Origin of the sequence: Gluconobacter cadivus (genome assembly GCF_015244745.1) — a bacterium.
GTDB lineage: Bacteria > Pseudomonadota > Alphaproteobacteria > Acetobacterales > Acetobacteraceae > Gluconobacter > Gluconobacter cadivus.
Genome location: NZ_JABCQI010000018.1, coordinates 1 through 4,195, shown reverse-complemented (window position 1 = coordinate 4,195; position 4,195 = coordinate 1). Strand labels below are relative to the sequence as shown.

Annotated in this window: 4 protein-coding genes; 2 read left to right on the top strand and 2 right to left on the bottom strand. The window is 52.6% G+C overall.

Translation table 11 applies throughout. The features are described from left to right. Nucleotides 1–1,192, top strand: a 1,192-nt coding sequence (locus tag HKD28_RS15405; protein ID WP_194269089.1) for a TonB-dependent receptor, incomplete at its 5' end; no start/stop codon positions are given. An 8-nt stretch (nt 1,193–1,200) separates the two neighbouring features. Then, entirely contained in the window at nt 1,201–2,547 is a 1,347-nt protein-coding gene (locus HKD28_RS15400; protein WP_194269088.1) for a PepSY-associated TM helix domain-containing protein, read from the top strand. Here HKD28_RS15400 and HKD28_RS15395 read toward each other — a convergent pair whose 3' ends face one another. Both HKD28_RS15395 and HKD28_RS15390 read right to left on the bottom strand, forming a co-directional pair. Further along, nucleotides 2,548–3,207: an SCO family protein gene (locus HKD28_RS15395; RefSeq protein ID WP_194269087.1), complete on the bottom strand. Its 660-nt coding sequence runs from the start codon at nt 3,205–3,207 to the stop codon at nt 2,548–2,550. 266 nt (nt 3,208–3,473) lie between these two features. Further along, a partial coding sequence (locus HKD28_RS15390) for an AI-2E family transporter (RefSeq protein WP_194269086.1) occupies nt 3,474–4,195 on the bottom strand: 722 nt, incomplete at its 5' end.

The following is a 4,195-nucleotide window of genomic DNA, read 5'->3' as shown; positions in this document are numbered from 1 at the left end:
GAACCGCGGCCGTATCGGAAAGACGCCCCTCACCAGTTTTGTCGGTGCCAGCTTCGACTACATGGATTATGGCTATCAGGTCTATAATCTGACCCCGCAAGGCGGCGCGACCCGCGGTGCTTTGAATTCCACGTCATACGGACATCAGTGGAACATCGGCCTCCGCTTTCAGGAAGACTGGCAGTTTTCTCCGCTTTGGCATGCTGTGATCGGACTTGGTGGGACGCAATCGGATGTTGGAGCAGTTCAGACGCTCTACAATAGATCGGCAAGTTCAACCTCTTTGCAGAATATTACGGCCAATCGACGCTTCTTCAATCTCGCACCTGAAGCCTCGCTGGTTTATACACCAACCAAAGACTGGACTTTGCACAGTCGTGTTGGAACAGCTTACGCCACACCTGGTTATTCCAGTTTCTTCGTAACCCCTCAGGGAACCTACGGGAACAATACGAAGCTGAAGAGCGAAACAAGTCTTGGTTTTGACTTGGGGGCCGAATGGCACCCGTCGCCCAGCATCAATATTCAGGCCACTGGCTTTTATGAGTTCTACCGGAACGAACTTGTCAGCCAGTCGGCGGGTGTCAATACACCCGCGGGAAGCTATACCTTCAATGCCCCGGCCTCAGAGCATCGTGGCATTGAACTCGGTGCGACATGGCAGCCATTGCATGCCTCTCTGCCAGGTGCGCGGCTGAAGCTGTCTTATACCTATGACAACCAGATCTACACGAAATACACCGAGACCCTGTCCAACAGCACGATGGCGCGGAATTTCTCGCGGAAGGGGAATCTCATTCCCGGTGTTATGCCGCATTTTTTGGATGCGCGTGTTCTCTATGATCAGCCAGACGGATGGCTGCAAGGGCTGGGAGGTTTTGCAGAAGTGACGTGGAGGAGTTCCTTTTACCTCGACAATGCCAATATTCTGAAAGCCCCCTCATACGCATTGCTCAATCTTGAGGTTCATTACGACCCTCCAGAACGTCTGGGTTGGGCTCACCGTCTGCACAGCTACTTCGAAGTACAGAATGTAACCAATCAGGTTTATGCCGCAGGTGCGACTGACATCAGCGATGCACTCCTTTCGACCGGGCAGCAGGCTGGGCGACGTGTTTTGGCCAATAAGACAGGCTCAATCTACGCCGGATCGCCAAGAGCATTCTTTGGTGGCGTGCGGATCAAGTTCTGAAGGTATCCATGATGATGAACGCTTCCAGAGCCCCAGTCTGGCCCGATTATCGAACGATCTGGCGATGGCATTTCTTTGCGGGTCTCTTCTGTCTTCCCTTTATTGTGTTGCTATGCCTTACAGGGTCAATTTACCTGTTCAAACCGCAGGTGGATCATTGGATCGACTGGCGTTACGATCATCTCGCAGGCGGTACGACACATTCAACCCCGTTACAGGAAGTCAGGGCCGCACTCGATGCTGTCCCTGGCAGCCATTTTCTAGCCTATGAACTTCCAGAGACGACTTTCGGTGCTGCTCGGGTGATCGTTGATCGTCAGGGCACAGCCATACGCGTGTATGTTGATCCGACATCATGCGTGGTTCTCAAACAGGTTCCTGAAGAAGGCCGTTTTGAGCGCATCATCTTTAAACTGCACGGCCAGCTGTTATTGGGGAATACTGGCTCCATCATCATGGAAATGGTGGCCTCCTGGACAATCGTTCTGATTGCTACAGGCCTGTATCTTTGGTGGCCGCGCCGGATAAAGAGTCTGGCGGGTATTCTTTATCCACGGATGACCCGAAACGGTCGTGTCCGGTGGCGAGACCTCCATGCGGTAACAGGGTTATGGGTTTCCTCGTTTTTGGTGCTTTTTCTGGTTTCCGGCTTGCCGTGGTCTTTTGTTTGGGGACACGCTCTGGCTCGGGTGGAAACACAATTCAGCCACCTGACTTCGGTTCCTGACTGGGACATCGGAGCTGTTTCTGAACGCAATCGGATTGCAGGGCGCTCGGTCTCGCCCCAGCAGACCGATACAATGCCGGGTATGGATATGGGGCCCATGGCGATGTCAGACAGCCCCTTATCAGATAGCCTGAACCACGTGGTCATGACGGCGTCCCAACTCGGATTTCCGGCACCTGTTCTCGTAACGCCACCTTCAGCCGGAGAAACAACGTGGACTGTTCGTTCCGACACGCAGAACCGTCCCAACCGCATCAGTGCGATGGTAGAGGCCTCTGGTCGGGTACGGTCAGTCCATCGTTTTGAAGAGAAAGCATGGACTGATCGCATCATCGGTTATGGAGTTGCGGCGCATGAAGGGCAGCTGTTCGGGAAGGCCAATCAGTTTTTGAATTTTCTTGTAGCGGTCGGATTACTTACGATGAGCATCGCAGCACTTGTCTTGTGGTTTAGGCGCAAACCCCCAGGGAGGCTGGGAGTGCCGCCTGTCGATCCCAACAAGAAGATTGGCGTGGGCGCGTTGGTTATCCTGATTGTACTGGGGTTACTCTTGCCAGAACTTGGAGCGTCTCTTTTGCTTCTCTGTCTTGCAACCCTGCTTTCCCGAGCTGACCGCCGTGCGTCGTAACTAACTGGCAGGGACGAGACGGCGCAATCGTGTGGCGATTTCCTCCGGGCTTGTGTCGACTGGCAGAACGGACACAAGCCGATTATTGCCATCCATTAAGTAAAGAACGGAACTATGATCCATAAGATAGCCTGAGGACATATGATCCGCCGAAGGGCCACGACGTCGCGCCATGACGTGGAAACTGTCAATAACTGCGTGGATCTGAGATTCAGTTCCCGTAAGTCCAACGATGTTAGGAGAGAAGTGACTGACATAATCGGCAACAACCTCAGGAGTATCACGCGATGGATCAACCGTGATGAAAATCGGCACAATCTGGTGTGACTCTTTTCCCATGAGATCGAGAGCCTGTGTGACCGTCGCGAGGGTTAACGGGCAGACATCTATGCAGTGTGTGTACCCAAAATAAATCAGTGTATAGCGCCCTCGGAATTGACGCTCCGTAAGAGAATGACCGTGCATATCGATGAGCGTATAAGGGCCGCCCAACGTGGCTGAGGCCCGATTTAGAAAAACTCCGCGCATTCCGATTGCCCCGAGAAAGAGGCCCGTGATGATCACCACCGGAGCGACTAGTTTCTTCGCTTCATTGAGACGAAAAGGTTTTTTCTTAACAGTCTGCTTTGGTTTTTTACGCCCTCCCTTGAGGTTTGGCATAATACCCTCCCTTGAGGATGTCTTCTTAGCACAGGAAGCATCTCAAGAGCATAACTGGCTTTAAAGGTATCGAAGAGACAACCACAATGTGGAGGGTTCGAAAAACCTCCTTTTTTGGTCGATTTATAAACATAAATCATTGATATTGTTACGTATAAAAATGCGTAAGAAGGGTTTTCCGAACCCGTCATTTATCCCGGTCGTCTCTTGGAATCAGATCAGCGCCATCCTAGGAATCCCTACCGATTCATTCAGTACAGAAAACGCTAGTGTAATGAATTGGGCGGTAAAGGCGAGATTTTCGCTCGGGAGTCGTTAATCCAGCTCTTGGTCAGGGTATAGGCGACGGAGAGGACCAGCGGACCGATGAAGATCCCGACCAGTCCCAAGCCGCCAAGACCTCCGATGACGCCAAGCATGATGAGAATGAGCGGGATATCGGCCTGCTTGCGGATCAGAAACGGGCGCAAAACATTATCGATGATGATCGTAATAATAGTCACAATTAGCAGAAGCACTGCGGGCATCAGCCCCTGATCAAAATAGACCCAGATCACGGCTGGGATCAGGGTAACACCAGGGCCCGCTTGTAACAGACAGACCATGAAGGTGACTGCTGTCAGAATACTGACCCATGGCGCCCCTGCGAGTTTCAGCCCGATTCCCGCCACAGCGGCTTCAACGACCGCCGTTACCGTGACGCCGAATGCAACACCCCGGATCGTATAGGCGGCAAGCTGAAGCATCTCCCGTCCCCGGCTGCCCGCGAGAATGCTCACCAGACTCTCAGCGACCGCAATTGCCGATTCAGCGCGCATGAGAAGTACGCCCAGAATGATTAACGTAAGCACGAACTGGAGGGCGAGCAGACTGAAATTTCCCGCATAAGCCAGAAAACTATGAATCAAGGTCTCAGGAGACGGCATGACTTGCCTGACCATTTCCGGAAACTGCATATGCTGCATCCTGGCCCATAACGGACCAATAT